General features: G+C 70.1%; 11 protein-coding genes. 5 read left to right on the top strand and 6 right to left on the bottom strand.

Annotated features, from left to right (window positions below; translation table 11 throughout):
• Positions 1-17: 17 nt before the first annotated feature.
• Complete coding sequence (locus MXC99_RS14610) at positions 18-443, bottom strand: MerR family transcriptional regulator (RefSeq protein ID WP_247726158.1); 426 nt, start codon at positions 441-443, stop codon at positions 18-20.
• Between the two features lie 72 nt (positions 444-515).
• Here MXC99_RS14610 and MXC99_RS14605 point away from each other — a divergent pair, with 72 nt between their 5' ends.
• The 4 genes from MXC99_RS14605 to MXC99_RS14590 all read left to right on the top strand — a co-directional run bounded on the left by MXC99_RS14605 (position 516) and on the right by MXC99_RS14590 (position 6,782).
• A complete protein-coding gene (locus tag MXC99_RS14605; protein WP_247726157.1) occupies positions 516-2,861 on the top strand; it encodes a heavy metal translocating P-type ATPase in 2,346 nt (781 codons plus the stop codon).
• Positions 2,862-2,933: 72 nt separating this feature from the next.
• Entirely contained in the window at positions 2,934-3,146 is a 213-nt protein-coding gene (locus MXC99_RS14600; protein WP_247726156.1) for a heavy-metal-associated domain-containing protein, read from the top strand.
• Positions 3,147-3,313: 167 nt separating this feature from the next.
• A complete protein-coding gene (gene ppa / locus MXC99_RS14595; RefSeq protein ID WP_247726155.1) occupies positions 3,314-3,841 on the top strand; it encodes an inorganic diphosphatase in 528 nt (175 codons plus the stop codon).
• 205 nt (positions 3,842-4,046) lie between these two features.
• The gene (locus MXC99_RS14590; protein ID WP_247726154.1) at positions 4,047-6,782 is read left to right on the top strand and encodes a cation-translocating P-type ATPase; all 2,736 of its coding nucleotides are present in this window, start codon (positions 4,047-4,049) and stop codon (positions 6,780-6,782) included.
• A 113-nt stretch (positions 6,783-6,895) separates the two neighbouring features.
• On the opposite strand, the gene hyi is transcribed toward MXC99_RS14590, so the two are convergent.
• The 5 genes from hyi to MXC99_RS14565 all read right to left on the bottom strand — a co-directional run bounded on the left by hyi (position 6,896) and on the right by MXC99_RS14565 (position 13,738).
• On the bottom strand, positions 6,896-7,675 hold the full coding sequence (gene hyi / locus MXC99_RS14585) for a hydroxypyruvate isomerase (protein WP_247726153.1): 780 nt from the start codon (positions 7,673-7,675) through the stop codon (positions 6,896-6,898).
• A gap of 97 nt (positions 7,676-7,772) precedes the next feature.
• On the bottom strand, positions 7,773-9,917 hold the full coding sequence (locus tag MXC99_RS14580) for a putative bifunctional diguanylate cyclase/phosphodiesterase (protein WP_247726152.1): 2,145 nt from the start codon (positions 9,915-9,917) through the stop codon (positions 7,773-7,775).
• A gap of 132 nt (positions 9,918-10,049) precedes the next feature.
• Positions 10,050-10,703: a response regulator gene (locus MXC99_RS14575; protein ID WP_247726151.1), complete on the bottom strand. Its 654-nt coding sequence runs from the start codon at positions 10,701-10,703 to the stop codon at positions 10,050-10,052.
• A 6-nt stretch (positions 10,704-10,709) separates the two neighbouring features.
• Positions 10,710-12,209 (bottom strand): hybrid sensor histidine kinase/response regulator, encoded by a 1,500-nt coding sequence (locus MXC99_RS14570; protein WP_247726150.1) that lies wholly within the window; start codon positions 12,207-12,209, stop codon positions 10,710-10,712.
• Positions 12,209-13,738, bottom strand: a complete 1,530-nt coding sequence (locus tag MXC99_RS14565) for a sensor histidine kinase (protein WP_247726149.1) — start codon at positions 13,736-13,738, stop codon at positions 12,209-12,211. Before MXC99_RS14565 ends, MXC99_RS14570 begins: the two co-directional genes overlap by 1 nt.
• 368 nt (positions 13,739-14,106) lie before the next feature.
• Here MXC99_RS14565 and MXC99_RS14560 point away from each other — a divergent pair.
• Positions 14,107-15,303, top strand: a 1,197-nt coding sequence (locus MXC99_RS14560; RefSeq protein WP_247726148.1) for a methyl-accepting chemotaxis protein, incomplete at its 3' end; no start/stop codon positions are given.

Genomic DNA, 15,303 nt, shown 5'->3' with positions numbered 1-15,303 from the left:
CGGGCGAACCGGCGCGGTCAATCCGGCGCGGCCGCTTCCCCCGCCAGCGCGCGCAGGATCGGGCACGGCGTGGCGGCATCGCTGTGGCGGCAGCAGTGCACCAGTTCGGCCAGGGCGTCGCGCATGTCCTGCAACTGGCGGATGCGGGCTTCGATCAGCTCGATCTTGGCCTGGGCGGCGGCGCGGGCGCGCTCGCGGTCGGTGTCGGCGTTGAGTGCCAGCAGGCCGTCGATTTCCTCGAGCGAAAAACCGAGCTGCTGAGCGCGGCGGATCGCCCGCAGGCGGGCAAGCTCGGCGGCGCCGTAGGTCCGATAGGCGCCGCGGCCGGGGGCCGGTTCGGCGAGCAGGCCGCGGCGCTGATAGTAGCGGACGGTCTCGACGCCGACTCCGGCGGCCCGCGCCAGGAGGCCGATGGTGAACGTCTGTGCGGCATTGGGGTCCATGGATGTTGACTCCGTACTTCGGTACGGGGTTTACACTGCGCGTCATCGTTCGTCCGCGCAAGAGGGGCCGCCATGCCGCACGCCACGCTGAACCTGCCGTCGCACGCCACTCCGGCGCCCGCCGGCGACACCCTGGAACTGGCCGTCACCGGCATGACCTGCGCCGCTTGCTCGAGCCGGCTGGAGAAAGTGCTCAATCGCCTGCCCGGGGTGCGGGCCACGGTCAACCTCGCTACCGAGCGCGCCACCCTGCACTTCGCTCCCGGTGCCCTGAGCCTGGAGCAGGCGATCGCCGCGGTCGCCGGCGCCGGCTTCGGCGCCAGCGATGCCCGCCGGCTCGAACGCGAGGCCGAGCGCGCCCGCCAGCATGCCGCGTGGCGCGCCGAGTTCAGGCATTTCTGGATCGCTGCGCTGCTCACCCTGCCCCTGGCGGCGCAGATGCCGGCGATGTTCGGTTTGTGGCCGGGGGGCGAGATCCACCACGACTTCGTCCCGCGTGGGCTGCAGCTGCTGCTCGCGACGCCGGTGCAGTTCTGGATCGGGGCGCGCTTCTACCGCGGGGGGTGGGCGGCAGTGAAGGGCGGGGGGGCGAACATGGATGTGCTGGTCGTGCTCGGCACCAGCGCAGCCTACGCCTACAGCGTGTTCGTGACGCTTGCCGGGCGCCATGATCTGCACGTCTATTTCGAGGCCTCGGCGATGATCATCACCCTCGTGCTGTTGGGCAAGCTGCTCGAGGCGCGTGCCAAGGCGCGCACCACCGCGGCGCTCGACGCCCTGCTGCGGCTGCAGCCGAAGATGGCGCGCATCGAGCGCGACGGCGAAGTGGTCGAGGTTCCGGTCGAATCCCTGCGCCCGGGCGACGCCTTCGTGCTGCGCCCGGGGGATGCGGTGCCGGTCGACGGCGTCGTCGAGCATGGCGAATCGGCGGTCAGCGAAGCGATGCTCACCGGCGAGAGCCTGCCGATCGACAAGCGTGGCGGTGACCCTGTATTTGCCGCCACGATCAACGGTAACGGCCTGCTGCGCTGCCGCGCCACCGGGGTCGGCGCGCACACCCTGCTCGCTGGCATCATCCGCCTAGTCGAGCAGGCCCAGGGCTCGAAAGCGCCGGTGCAGCGCCTCGCCGACCGCATCTCGGCGGTGTTCGTGCCGGTGGTGGTGGGGATTGCACTGCTCACTTTCGCCGCCTGGTATGCCGCCGGTGGCGATTTCCAGCAGGCCCTGATCAATGCCGTGGCGGTGCTGGTGATCGCCTGCCCGTGCGCGCTCGGCCTGGCCACGCCGACCGCGATCATGGTCGGCACCGGCCAGGGCGCGCGCGCCGGGATGCTGGTGAAGAACGCCGAGGCGCTGGAACTGGCCGAGCGCATCGCCGTGCTCGCGGTGGACAAGACCGGCACCCTGACCGAAGGCCAGCCTGCGCTCAGCGACGTGGAGCCGGCCGCGGGGTGGACGCGCACGCGCCTGCTCGGTGTGGCGGCGGCGCTCGAACAGGGCAGCGCCCATCCGATCGCCGCTGCGGTGGTGGCGGCGGCGAAGGCCGAAGCTGCGGCCCTGCCCGCTGCGGAGGCGGTGCGTGCGGTGGGCGGCATGGGGATCGAAGGCCGGGTCGAGGTGGCCGGCGTATCCCGTGCCGTGCTGCTGGGCGCGCCGCGCTTTCTCGCCGGGCGCGGAGTGGCCCTGCCCGACGGTGCCTGCGAGGCACTGGCCGCCGACGGCCGGACCCTGGTCGCGGTCGCGGTCGATGGGGTCTTCGCCGGCCTGCTCGGCGTGGCCGACCGCGTGCGCGCGGACTCCGCCGCGGCGGTGGCGCGCCTGCAGGCGAAGGGGGTGCGGGTGGTGATGCTGACCGGGGATCATCCGGCCACCGCCGCGGCGATCGCCGCCCAGACCGGCATCGCTGAATGGCGTGCCGGGGTGCTGCCGGGGGACAAGGCGGCGGCGGTGGATGCGCTGCGCGGCGGTCAGGTGCTGGACGCGGGAATGGGGAACGAAACCGGAGAGGGCGCCGGGAATGGGCTCCGCTCGGGCCGCACGGCGGGCGGTGCCGGATCGGGCCGGGCACCGCTGCGGGTCGGGATGGCCGGCGACGGCATCAACGATGCGCCGGCGCTGGCCGCGGCCGACGTGTCGTTTGCGATCGGCGTCGGTGCCGACGTCGCGGTCGAGGCCGCCGACATCACCCTGGTGCGCAACAGCCTGCACGGTGTGGCCGACGCCATCGATTTGTCGCGTGCCACGCTGTCCAAGATCCGCCAGAACCTGTTCTTCGCTTTCGTCTATAACGCTCTGGGCATTCCGCTGGCGGCGGCCGGGTTGCTCAACCCGGTGATCGCCGGGGCCGCGATGGCGATGAGCTCGGTGTCGGTGGTGAGCAACTCCCTGCTGCTGCGGCGCTGGCGGGCGGGACGCTGAGCGGAACGGGGGGGCGAGCGGAGCAGGGGAGAGGGAGTCAGTGAGCGGAATTTTCAACCAAGGAGAAAGGCGATGGACGAAGTGACGATCAAGGTCGAAGGCATGAGCTGCGGCGGCTGCGTGAAGAACGTGACCGGCGTGCTGAAGGCGCTGTCCGGGGTGGCCGAGGCGCAGGTTTCGCTCGAAAACGCATCCGCGACGGTGCGCTACGATCCCGCCATAGTGTCGCTCGAGGCGCTGCGCGCGGCAGTCGAGAATGCCGGTTTCGACGCGCCGGCAAGCTGACTCCGGCAGGGCGGGGAGGCGCGCCCCGTCCCGCGCCGGCGCGCCGGGGCGGGACGGTTGCGGTGACCGATTGACCGCCATGAATGCCGTCCGAAGAGCGGATGATGCAGTGCAAAAGGAGGTATTTTCCCCCTATAATCCGCGCACTTTTTCCACGGGAGGGCATCATGGGTTTCGATCTGGTCAGCGCCGGCAAGGACGTGCCGAACGACATCAACGTCATCATCGAGATCTCCGCGCAGGGCGATCCGATCAAGTTCGAAGTGGACAAGGACAGCGGCGCGGTGTTCGTCGACCGCTTCATGGGCACCTCGATGCGTTACCCGCTGAACTACGGCTACGTGCCGCACACCATCGCCGGCGACGGCGACCCGGTGGATGTGCTGGTGGTCACGCCCTTCCCGCTCGCCCCCGGCGTGGTCATCCGCTGCCGCCCGGTCGGCGTGCTGAAGATGGAAGACGATGGCGGCGTCGACGCCAAGGTCGTCGCCGTGCCGGTGTCCAAGCTGACCCCGCTGTACGACAAGGTGCAGACTACCGATGATCTCCCTGAGCTGCTGATGAAGCAGACGGTGCACTTCTTCGAGCATTACAAGGACCTCGAGCCCGGCAAGTGGGTCAAGGTGCTGGGCTGGGGCACGGTCGACGACGCCCGCCAGGAGATCCTCGACGGTCTCGCCGCCGCCAGGAAGTAACCTGCCCGGACTGGACGGCGCCCGGTCCGGGCGCCGCGTTCCATCCCCGAACCGCAGCGCCCGCTGCGGTTTTTTTGCCCTCAGCGGTGATGGGGGCCTGCCTCCGCCGCCCGGATCGGCCTAAAGTGATGACCAGCGGGTGGGCCGGCGCGAGCCGCGCGCTGCGTCCCGCACCCGGCATCGGCCCCGGCGAGGCGTGTGCCCCATGCGCATCCAGAGCCTTTCTGTCGATCAGGCGCTGCGCAGCCTGAACAGCACCGCGGACGGGCTCACGGCGGCGGAGGCTGCGCGCCGGCTCGCCGAATACGGCCCGAACCGGGTCGAGAAGGTCGGTGGCGAGCACCTGCTGCTGCGCTTCGCACGCGAATTCACTCATTTCTTCGCGCTGGTGTTGTGGGTTGCGGCAGCGCTCGCCTTCGTCGCTGCGCACTTCCAGCCGGGCGAGGGCATGGGCCGGCTCGGCGTCGCCATCGTCGGCGTCATCCTGATCAACGGCTTGTTCTCGTTCTGGCAGGAGTACAAGGCCGAGCGCGCGGTTGCCGCACTGCGCCGGCTGCTGCCGCCGCAGGTCACGGTGAGGCGCGACGGCGGGGTCGGCCTGCTGGCGGCCGAGGCTCTGGTGCCGGGCGACATCGTGCTGTTCGCCGAAGGCGACCTGGTGCCGGCCGACTGCCGCGTCATCGAGGCTTTCGGCCTGCGCGTCAACGCCGCCACGGTGACCGGCGAGTCCTTGCCGCGCGCCCACGACGCCGCGCCGAGTGCCGAGGAGGCGCTCCCGTTCGCGCGCAACGTGCTGCTTGCCGGCACCGCCGTGGTGTCGGGGCAGGCGCACGCCGTGGTCTTCGCCACCGGCATGCGCACCGAGTTCGGCCGCATCGCCCACCTGACCCAGGCCGCCGGCGAGGCGCGCTCGCCGCTGCAGCGCGAGATCGCGCGCCTGTCGCGCCTGGTGGCGGCGCTCGCCTGCGGCGTGGGCATCGCCTTCTTCTTCGTCGGCCAGGCGCTCGGCATGCCCTTCTGGGCCAACCTGCTGTTCGCCATCGGCATCATCGTCGCCAACGTGCCGGAAGGCCTGGCGCCGACGGTGACGCTGGCGCTGGCCCTGGCCACCCAGCGCATGGCGCGGCGCAACGCGCTGGTGCGCCACCTGCCGGCGGTCGAGGCGCTCGGCGCCGCGACCGTGATCTGCTGCGACAAGACCGGCACGCTGACGCAGAACCGGATGGCGGTGCGCCGGCTGTGGGTCGCCGGCGAGAGCGTGGCGACCGACACGCTGGGCGGGCGGGCCGATGCGAGCGGCGCGCTGCGGGTGCTGGCCGCCAATGCCACGCTGTGCCACAACCTGGAGCCGCCGGCGAGGGCGGGCGGCGAGCCGCGCGGCGATCCGATGGAGGTCGCGCTCGCCGCCTTTGGCGCCGGCCTGGGCGGTGCGCCGGCGGGCGCATGCCGGGTGGACGAGATTCCCTTCGACAGCGACCGCAAGCGCATGTCGGTGCTGTGCGACACCGCCGCCGGGCGGATGCTGTACTGCAAGGGGGCGCCCGAGACCGTGCTGCCGCTGTGCACCGGGGTGCTCGGCCGGAATGGCGTGGAGGCGCTCGACGATGCCCTGCGGACCCGCCTTGCCGCCGCCGAGGAGGCGATGACCGGCGCCGGCCTGCGCGTGCTCGCCTTCGCCCACCGTGGGCTGGCGCACGGGCCCGGTGTCGATGCCGGCGCAGCCGGGAAGCCCGTCGCGGCGGCGCTCGAGTGCGCGCTGGTGCTGGCGGCGCTCGTCGGCCTCGAAGACCCGCCGCGGCCCCAGGTGCCGGCGGCGGTGGCGCGCTGTAGCGCGGCCGGCATCCGCGTGGTGATGGTCACCGGCGACCATCCGCACACGGCCGCCGCGATTGCGCGCGAGATCGGCCTGGTCCAGGGCGCGGCGCCTCTCGTCGTCAGCGGCGACGAACTGCGGCGGATGTCGCCCACCCAGCTGCAGCTCGCGCTCGACGCGCCCGAGATCCTGTTCGCGCGCGTCGCCGCCGAGCAGAAGATGCGCATCGTCGAGGCGCTGCGGCGCAAGGGCGAGGTCGTCGCCGTCACCGGCGACGGCGTCAACGACGCGCCGGCGCTCAAGGTGGCCGACATCGGCATCGCCATGGGCATCGCCGGCACCGACGTGGCCAAGGCGGCCGCCGACCTGATCCTGCTCGACGACAACTTCGCCACCATCGTCGACGCGATCGAGGAGGGGCGGGCGGTGTTCGACAACATCCGCAAGTTCCTGACCTACATCTTGAGCTCCAACATCCCGGAGATCGTGCCCTACCTCGCCTTCGTGCTGTTTCGCATCCCGCTGCCGCTGACGATCATCCAGATCCTCGCCGTCGACCTCGGCACCGACATGCTGCCCGCGCTCGCGCTCGCGCTCGGCGCCGAGAAGCCCGACCCCGAGGTGATGCGCCGGCCCCCGCGGCGGCGCGACGAACGCCTGCTGTCCTGGGGGCTGGTCGCGCGCGCCTACCTCTTCCTCGGCGTGTTCGAGGCGGTGGCGGCGATGGTGGTGTTCTTCATCGTGCTCGGCGCCGGCGGCTGGCGCTACGGCGAACTGCCGGCGGCGACCGATCCGCGCTATCTGCAGGCAACCACCGCCTGCCTGCTCACGATCGTGCTGATGCAGGTGATGAACCTCTTCCTCTGCCGCCACCCGCTGCGCCCGGTCCTGGGCAGCGGCCTGGCGCCGAACCGCCTGCTGCTGGCGGGGGTTGCCGCCGAGCTCGCACTGACCCTGGTCGTCGTCTATACGCCGGCGGGCAACTGGCTGTTTGGCACCGCGCCGGTCGGCGCCGAAGTCTGGTTGTATGCGCTGCCCTTTGCGCTGGCGATGGGGGCGGCCGAGGAGGGGCGCAAGTCCTGGGCGCGGCATGCGAGCAGGCGCCAAAGACCGGGTGACCGCCGTTGATCCGGCGGCTTCCATGGCGGCGGCCATGATGCCGGGGCCGAGGAAACCGATGTTTGCCGTTGTGGCGTCAGCTGAGAGCTGCGAACCGGGACGGTGTCTGGCGTGATTCCGTGTCAGCCCGCCAGCGCCTGGATCCAGCCCAGGCCTTCGCGGGTGCCGGCGGCGGGTTTGTACTCGCAGCCGACCCAGCCCGTGTAGCCGAGGCGGTCGAGGTGGTGGAACAGCCAGGCGTAATTGATCTCGCCCGTGCCCGGCTCGTTGCGCCCCGGGTTGTCGGCGATCTGGATGTGGGCGATGCGCGGCAGGTAGTTCGCCAGCGTGTTGCCGAGCTCGCCTTCCATGCGCTGGGCGTGGTAGACGTCGTACTGGATGAAGAGGTTGTCGGCGCCGACCGCGTCGAGCAGCGCCGCGGCCTGCGCGGTGCGGTTGAGGTAGAAGCCGGGCATATCGTAGGTGTTGATCGGCTCCACCAGCAGGCGCAGGCCGGCGGCCTTGAACTGGCGGGCGGCGAAGCGCAGGTTGTCGATCAGGGTGGCCTGCACCCGGTCGGCGTCGACGTTGCCCGGAGCGATCCCGGCGAGGCAGTTGACCTGCCCGCAGCCGAGCGCAGTAGCATATTCGATGGCGCGCCCGACGCCGTCCTGGAATTCGCCGACACGGTCCGGGTGGCAGGCGATGCCGCGCTCGCCGCCTTCCCAGTCGCCCGCCGGCAGGTTGTGCAGGACCTGGACCAGGCCATGGCGCTGAAGGCGCTCGGCCAGCACCGCCTTGTCGAAGGCGTAGGGGAAAAGGTATTCCACTCCGGTGAAGCCGGCCTCGGCGGCGGCCTCGAAGCGCTCGAGGAAAGGCCGTTCGGTGAACAGCAGGCTCAGGTTGGCGTCGAATTTCGGCATTGTGCATTCTCCGGGCTGGGGATACGCCGCCCATAAGCGGTGTTCCCGGGTGTGGGGACGGTGCGCCTGCCGGCGCGCGGCAGGCGCGGTCCGGGATTCAGTCCGGCGGGGGGGCGAGCGCGGTGCGCGGCGTGGCGTAGGGCTCGCAGGGCGCGAACAGTGCGGTCAGGCGGGACAGGTCGGCCGCGGCGACCGGCGGGCTGAACAGATAGCCTTGCAGCGCATCGCAGCCGGCAGCGATCAGGGTGCGTTGCTGCGCCTCGGTCTCGACGCCCTCGGCCACCACCTGCAGGCCCAGACCGCGGGCGAGGCCGACGGTGGCGGCGATGATCGTGGTGCTTTTCGGGTCGGAAGCGAGCTTGTGCACGAAGCTGCGGTCGATCTTCACCTTGTTGAGCGCGAACCGGCTGAGGTAGGCGAGCGATGAATACCCGGTGCCGAAATCGTCGAGCGCCACGCTGACGCCCATGCGGCTGATCGTCTCGACCTGGGCGGATGCGAATTCGGTGTCCGCCATCATCGTGCTTTCGGTCAGCTCGATTTCGAGCTGAGCGGCAGGAAGCCCGGTGCGTGCCAGCACTTCGCGGATGCGTTCGGGCAGGGCGCCGGTGGCGATCTGGTGGGCGGAGACGTTGACCGCCACCCGCACCGGCGGCAGCCCGTCGTCCTGCCAGCGCCGGGCCTGGGCGCAGGCGGTGCGCAGCACCCAGTCGCCGATGTCGACGATGAGGCCGGATTCCTCGGCGACAGGCACGAATTCGGCCGGCGAGACCCAGCCCAGCACCGGGCTGTGCCAGCGCGCCAGGGCTTCCAGGCTGCGGATGCGGCCGTCGCGGGCGCAGAGCAGCGGCTGGTAGTAAAGCTGCAGCTCCCGGCGCTCGAGCGCCTGGCGCAGTTCGCTTTCGATTTCCATCCAGCGCCGGGCCTGGTTGTCCATGCCGCTGGTGAAGAAGTGCAGGCGGTTGTGATGGCCGTGCCGGATCGGCGCCCGGGCGGCTTCGGCCGCGCGCAGCAGTTCGGCCGCGTTGCGCCCGTCGTCGGGAAAGACGCTGATGCCCAGGCTTGCGGTGACGCTGATCTCGTGGCCGCCGATCATGCAGGGGCGGGCGATCTCATCGAGGATGCGATGTGCGCAGGCGGCGATGGCGTCGGTGTCGGCGAACTGGGTCAGCAGGACGAGGAATTCGTCGCTGCCCAGGCGCGCCGCGCTGGCCCGCCCCCTGAGGCAGGACTGGATGCGTTCGGCGATGTGCTGCAGGAGCTTGTCTCCGGCTTCCTGGCCGAGACTTTCGTTGATCCGGCGGAAGCGGTCGAGATCGAGCAGCAGCACCGCGGCGCCGTCGTGGTTGCTGTTTTCGGCGGCTTCGATCGCCTGCTGCAGGCGGTCCATGAACAGCTGGCGGTTGGCCAGCCCGGTGAGGGCGTCGTGATTGGTCAGCCAGTGGATGTGCGCTTCGGTCTGCTTTTCCTTGCTCAGGTCGCTGAACACGGCGACGTAGTGGGTGGGCAGGCCGTCGCTGCCCCTGACTGCGCTCAGCGTCAGCAGCTCGGGGTAGATTTCGCCGTTCTTGCGCCGGTTCCAGATTTCGCCGCGCCAGGTGCCGGCAGTGACCAGGGTATGCCACAAGGTTTCATAGAACGTCGGCGGATGGCGGCCGGACTTCAGGATGCGCGGGTTGCATCCGAGCACTTCCGCGCGGCTGTAGCCGGTGATCGTCTCGAACGAGGGGTTGACGTCCACGATGGTGCCCTGCAGGTCGGTCACCGTGATCCCTTCGCGCAGGCTGTCGATCACCTGCCGCGACAGCTGCAGGCGGCGGGCGTGTTTTTCCGCGCTGCGCTCGGCCGCCCGCCGGGCGCGGCGCTGATGCACTTCGTCGAGCTCGCGCGCGAGTGCGGGGCCAAGCCGGGTGAGGTTGTCCTTCATCACGTAATCATGAGCGCCGGCGCGCATCAGGCGGCTTGCCTTCTCGTCGCTGATTTCACCCGAAACGACGATGAAGGGCAGGTCGAGCCCGGTCTGCTGCACGGTATCGAGGGCGACGCCGGCATCGAAGCCGCACAGCGAGTAGTCGCACAGCACCGCGCTCCATTCGCGTTGCTGCAGCGCCGTGCGCAGCTCCGGCTCGGTATCGATCTGTACGTAATCAAACTCGAAGCCCGCCTTTCGCAGGTGGCGCACGATCAATCCGGCGTCGCTCGCATTGTCTTCCACCAGCAGCAGGTCGAGTTTCGTCGTCATCCGGGGGTCCCGTCCTTCGTGTTCCGTGCCATGAAGGCTTGGCAGTGTGCCGATGTTACGGAAATCCGCAGGGGTGTCCATCGGGCGGATTACCGAGACGGCCTAGGGGGGCGGAGGCGTTCGGAAGGGAAGTCAGCGTCCGAGTGCGATCAGGCCGCGGCGTGCCGCCTCGAGCAGCAGATTGGCGATGTCGCGCACCCCCAGGCGTTCCATGATCTGCGCCCGATGCGCTTCCACCGTCTTGACGCTGAGTTCGAGCTCGCGGGCGATTTCCTTGGTGCTGCGGCCGTTGCCGATCAGCTGCAGGATCTCGTTCTGGCGCGGGGTCAGCACGGCGGCAGGGCGTTCTTCGCCGGCGCGGCGCGCCAGCAGGTTCCCGACCACATGGCGCGAGACCGCCGGGCTCAGGTAGACGTCGCCGCGCTCGACTGCGGAAAGCGCCATTTCCAGCTCGGCCACCGCCGCATCCTTGAGCAGGTAGCCGCGTGCACCGCAGCGCAGCGCCTGGTCGAAGAAATCGCCGGTGTCGTGCATCGACAGGATGATGACTTTTACCGCGCGGTGCTCGGCGGCGATCGCCGTAGTCGCGGTCAGCCCGTCCATGTCGTCCATCGCGATGTCCATCAACACGATGTCGGGACGGTGCGCGCGCACCAGCTCGATCGCCGCCCGCCCGCTGCTGGCTTCACCGACGATCTCGACCCGGGCCATCGTTTCGAGCAGCGCGCGGATGCCCGCCCTGACCAGGCTGTGGTCGTCCACCAGCAGTACCCGCAGTTTGTCCATGGCGGTCTATCCCTGTGTTCTCTCGTCGGTTGCCGGCAGCACGACCCGGACCCGGGTGCCGCAGCCGGTGGCCGATTCGATCGCGACTTCGCCGCCGATCAGGGCGGCACGTTCTTCCATTCCCAGCAGGCCCGCGCTCCGGCCTTCGAGCATGCGCCGGCGCGCCCGGTCGACGTCGAAACCGTGGCCGTCGTCGCGCACGCTCACTTCCAGGTGCGGGCCGCTGAGTCCGACTTCGATGTCCACGCGGCTGGCGGCCGCGTGGCGGACGATGTTGGTGACGGCCTCCTGCACCAGGCGGAAGCAGACGATCTCGATGCGCGTGTCCAGCCGCGTCGGCCCCAGCGAGGAGCGGAACGCTAGTGTCAGGCCGGCGCGCTCGCACTGGCGTTCGGCGTGCCAGCGCAGCGAAGCTTCGAGCCCCATGTAGTCGAGCTGGGGCGGGCGCAGGTTGAGCGACAGGCCGCGGACCTGGGCGAGCGCTTCCTCGGTGATGTGGATCGCCGAAGCGAGCCGGTGCGCGGCCGGGCCGTCCCCGACCGAGGGCGCCATGCCCTGCAGCTCGAGTTTGACCGCGGTCAGGGCCTGGCCGATCTGGTCGTGCAGTTCGCGCGCGACTTCGCGCCGCTCCGCTTCCTGGGCGTCGAGGATGCGGCCCGAAAGCCGGCGCAGGCGGGCGTTTGCTGCCTGCAAGGCTTCGCTCGCGGCCTTCTGCGCGGTGATGTCGTAGAGGGTGCCGATCAGGCGCGTGCCGGTGCCGTCTTCCGCCGTTGCGCGGGCGGCGCACTCGCGCACGTGGCGCAGGTTGCCGTCGGTGTGGAGGATGCGGTACTCGATGTCGAAGCGTTCGGTGCCGGCCTGCAGTTCGCGGTGCGCCTGACGCATGGCGGCGAGATCGCCCGGGTGGATGCGGGTCAGCAGCGCGTGCCGGGCGTGCTGTTCGTCGATGCGTTCGAGGCCGAACAGCGCATACAGGGTGTCCGAGCACCACAGGCGTTCGCCCGGCGGGTCGATGCGCCACTGCCCTAGTCCGGCGATGCGCTGGGCCTCGCGCAGGCTGGCCTCGCTGTCGCGCAGCGCAGCGAGCGTGCGCCGGCGCTCGGCGCGCATGCGCGCTTCGCCGATTTCGCGCTGCACCGCCGGACCGAGGCGGGCGAGGTTGCCCTTCATCAGGTAGTCGTGGGCGCCGGTGCGCATCAGCTCGATCGCGGTTTCGTCGCCGATCGTGCCCGAGATGACGATGAACGGAATGTCCTGGCCGCTGCTGTGGAGCACCTCCAGCGCCGTGCGGGCGTCGAAACCGGGCAGGCTGCAGTCGGAGAGCACGATGTCCCAGCGCTCCTGGTGCAGTGCCGCACGCAGCTCTTCGGCGGTTTCGACCCGGGCGTGGCGGACGTCGAAGCCCGAGCGCCGCAACTGGCGGAGCACGAGCAGGGCGTCGCTTTCGGAGTCCTCGACGAGCAGGGCGGCAAGCGGGAGCGGTGCCGCAACTGGCGGGGCGCCCATCAGCCGTGCCCTCCGGCGCAGCGGACGGCCACGGGAGCCGGCCCCGGCCCCGGCCCCGGCCCCGGCGCTGGCGGCAGGGTGAAGAAGAAGCAGGCGCCCCGGCCGCGTTCGGCTTCGGCCCAGATGTGGCCGCCGTGGCGCAGGACGATGCGCTGGACGATCGCCAGGCCGATGCCGGTGCCGGGGAATTCCTTCTCTGAGTGCATGCGCTGGAAGGCGCCGAACAGTCGTTGCGCATGGGCCATGTCGAAGCCGGCGCCATTGTCGCGCACGAAAAAGGCCTCTTCGCACTGCCGCGTCGCCGGGTTTTCGGCCAGACAGCGTCCGAACGCGATCCTGGCCTGGGGGACGCGGGCGGAAAACTTGCAGGCGTTGTCGAACAGGTTGGTCAACGCAATTTCGAGCAGGCGGCGGTCACCCCAGGCGCTGATGCCGGGCTGGATCTCGATGCCGATGTCGCGGCCGCGGCAGGCTTCGAGGGAGCGGGCTGCGACCTGCCGGGCGAGCAGCGGAAGGTCGACCCGCTCGTGATCGAGTTCACCGCGGCTGACGCGGGCGAGCTGCAGCAGATCCTCGATCAGCAGGTTCATGCGCGCGCATTCGGCGCGCACCCGGTCGAGGTACTCCCGCCCGCTGGTATCGAGTCGTTCGCCGCAGTCTTCGAGCAGGGCCCGGGTCCAGCCTTCGATGCCGCGCAGGGGGGTGCGCAGATCGTGCGATACCGAATAGCTGAAGCTTTCCAGCTCGCGGTTGGCGAGTGCCAGCTGGCTGCCCTGCTGGCGCAGGGCGGCCATGGTGGCGGACAGCGATTCGGCCATGTGGTCGAACTCGCGGGCGAGGGCGCCGAGTTCGTTGGCACGCTGCAGGCCGATGCGGTGGTCGTAGTGCCCGGCTTCGATCGCGCGTGCGCCCTGTTCGAGCCGGCGCGCCGGTTTCAGGATCTGGTGGCGGACGATGGCGAAGTTCAGCCCGATGGCGAGGGCGAGGGCGAAGATCAGGCCCAGCATCAGCTTTTCCTGCTGGCGCTGGAGGGCCTCGAGCCGCTGCTGGCTCAGGTCCATCAGCGTGGAGCTGCCTTCGGCGATGTGCTGGGTCAGGGTCACGATCCGGCGTGTGAGTTCGCGCTGATGGGCCTGGGCGTCCGGATCGAGGATCCAGTTCACCGACTTCGCCGTGCGGTATTCGACCAGGGTGTCGAAGACGTCGGGCAGGACGGCGTGGTGCTGGTGCAGTCCGGCGAGGATGGCCGCGCCCGGCGCCCCCTTGAACAGCCGGGTCTCGAGTAGCCGGGTGAGTTCGGCGTGGCTTTCACGCCAGTCGATCTGCGCCTCGATGGATGCGGTGTCGAGGAAGGTGAAGGTGTGCAGGCGAAGCCGTGCGGTGCCCACTTCCCAGATCTGTTTGGCGAGCTGGTTGCGTTCGAGTTCGAGGCGGAACCCGGCGGAGGACTCCGTCCATGCCCATGCGATCGCCGCCACGGTCAGGGTGGCGGCGGCTGCGATCAGCCATTGCTGGGTACGGATCAGCACCGGAAGTCCTTGTTTGTCATTTTTTCCGTAGTCGGTGCACTGCGTCCGGGGGAACACCTGAACGCTATCGGCCTACCCGCACCAAATCCTTAGAGGCAGGCGGGGAATTTTCCGAATTGCCCTCGCCCCGTGCCTGCGCGGAACATTCGCGGTCGTCGACGGTGCGTGTGCCCCGGGGCGTTGCAGGCCTTTCCTGGAGGCGACGATTCGCGAGGCGGGGATGCTAGCGCAACGGTGGCGGGCCGGTCCATGGCCGGCGTGCGCGCCCTGCGGTTTTCCGCACTGAGCGCGTGTCCGGTAACGGCGCCGGAGCGGGGGGCGAGGGAGCTGGCGAGGGTGTCGGCGAAGGTGAGAACTGGGGAAACGGCATGTTCGGGAACATCACGGTGGGGACGAAGCTGGGGCTGGGGTTCGGCCTGGTGTTGCTGTTGCTGGTGGTGGTGGCGGGAATCGGTAGCGACCGCCTGGTGCGGATCGACAAGAATGTCGATGTCGTGGTGAACGACACCTGGCCGAAAGTCGTCGTGCTGCAGGACGGTCTGGTGGGGCTGAACGACATCGCCGTGGGCGGGCGCGACCTGGTGATCGCCGACAGCCCGCTGCGCCAGCAGGAGGCCAAAGAGCGCATCCTCGGCGGCCGCAGCCGCCTGGGCAAGGCCTGGGACCGGCTTGGGCCGATGCTGTCGAAACCGCGCGGCCGGGAAATGTTCAGATTGATCCGCGAAAGCCGGGAGCGCTTCATTCCGGCCCAGAACCGCTTGATCGCGCTCGCCGAGGGAGGGCACGACGACGAGGCGCGCGCGTTCCTGCTCGGCGAGTATCAGGCGATCGCGGTGGAATACCGTCAGCGCGTCGATGCGCTGGTGGCGTTCCAGGGTGAGCTGCTGAGCGAGACCGGGCGCGAAACGGCGGCAACCGTCGCCGAGGCGACGATGCTGATTTCGACGCTGGGCGGCGCGGCGGTGCTGCTCGGGCTGGTGGTTGCGGTGCTGATCGGGCGCAGCCTGGTGCGCCAGCTGGGAGGCGAGCCGGGGTACGCGGCGGAGGTCGCGCAGCGGGTTGCGGGCGGCGACCTGACGGTGGCGGTGAAGCTGCGCAAGGGCGACCAGTCGAGCCTGCTGTACGCGATGCAGTGCATGGTGGGGAGTTTGTCGCAGACGGTGGGCAAGGTGAGGGCGGCGGCCGATTCGCTGTCGGCGGCTTCGGAAGAAGTGAGCGCGACCTCGCAGTCGCTGGCGCAGGGCTCGTCGGAGCAGGCGGCGAGCCTGGAGGAGACGACGGCCTCGATCGAGCAGATGTCGGCCTCGATCGGGCAGAACACGGAAAACGCGCGGGTGACCGACGGCATCGCGAGCAAGTCGGCGAGCGACGCGAGCGAGGGCGGCGAGGCGGTGCGGGCGACGGTGGAGGCGATGAAGTCGATCGCGGACAAGATCGGCATCGTCGATGACATTGCCTACCAGACGAACCTGCTGGCGCTCAACGCGGCGATCGAGGCGGCGCGCGCGGGCGAGCACGGCAAGGGCTTCGCGGTGGTGGCGGCCGAAGTGAGGAAGCTGGCCGAG

The sequence above is a fragment of the Thauera aromatica genome (assembly GCF_023093595.1).
Lineage (GTDB): Bacteria > Pseudomonadota > Gammaproteobacteria > Burkholderiales > Rhodocyclaceae > Thauera > Thauera aromatica_A.
Note: the sequence above shows the minus strand (reverse complement) of the source record. Positions and strands in the feature narration are given on the sequence as shown.

Excerpts from the sequence above, each read along its gene's own strand:
- ppa (WP_247726155.1), top strand. The coding sequence starts at position 3,314 with ATGGGTTTCGATCTGGTCAGCGCCGGCAAGGACGTGCCGAACGACATC.
- hyi (WP_247726153.1), bottom strand. The coding sequence starts at position 7,675 with ATGCCGAAATTCGACGCCAACCTGAGCCTGCTGTTCACCGAACGGCCT.
- MXC99_RS14580 (WP_247726152.1), bottom strand. The coding sequence starts at position 9,917 with ATGACGACGAAACTCGACCTGCTGCTGGTGGAAGACAATGCGAGCGAC.
- MXC99_RS14605 (WP_247726157.1), top strand. The coding sequence starts at position 516 with ATGCCGCACGCCACGCTGAACCTGCCGTCGCACGCCACTCCGGCGCCC.
- MXC99_RS14610 (WP_247726158.1), bottom strand. The coding sequence starts at position 443 with ATGGACCCCAATGCCGCACAGACGTTCACCATCGGCCTCCTGGCGCGG.
- MXC99_RS14600 (WP_247726156.1), top strand. The coding sequence starts at position 2,934 with ATGGACGAAGTGACGATCAAGGTCGAAGGCATGAGCTGCGGCGGCTGC.
- MXC99_RS14570 (WP_247726150.1), bottom strand. The coding sequence starts at position 12,209 with ATGGGCGCCCCGCCAGTTGCGGCACCGCTCCCGCTTGCCGCCCTGCTC.
- MXC99_RS14590 (WP_247726154.1), top strand. The coding sequence starts at position 4,047 with ATGCGCATCCAGAGCCTTTCTGTCGATCAGGCGCTGCGCAGCCTGAAC.
- MXC99_RS14575 (WP_247726151.1), bottom strand. The coding sequence starts at position 10,703 with ATGGACAAACTGCGGGTACTGCTGGTGGACGACCACAGCCTGGTCAGG.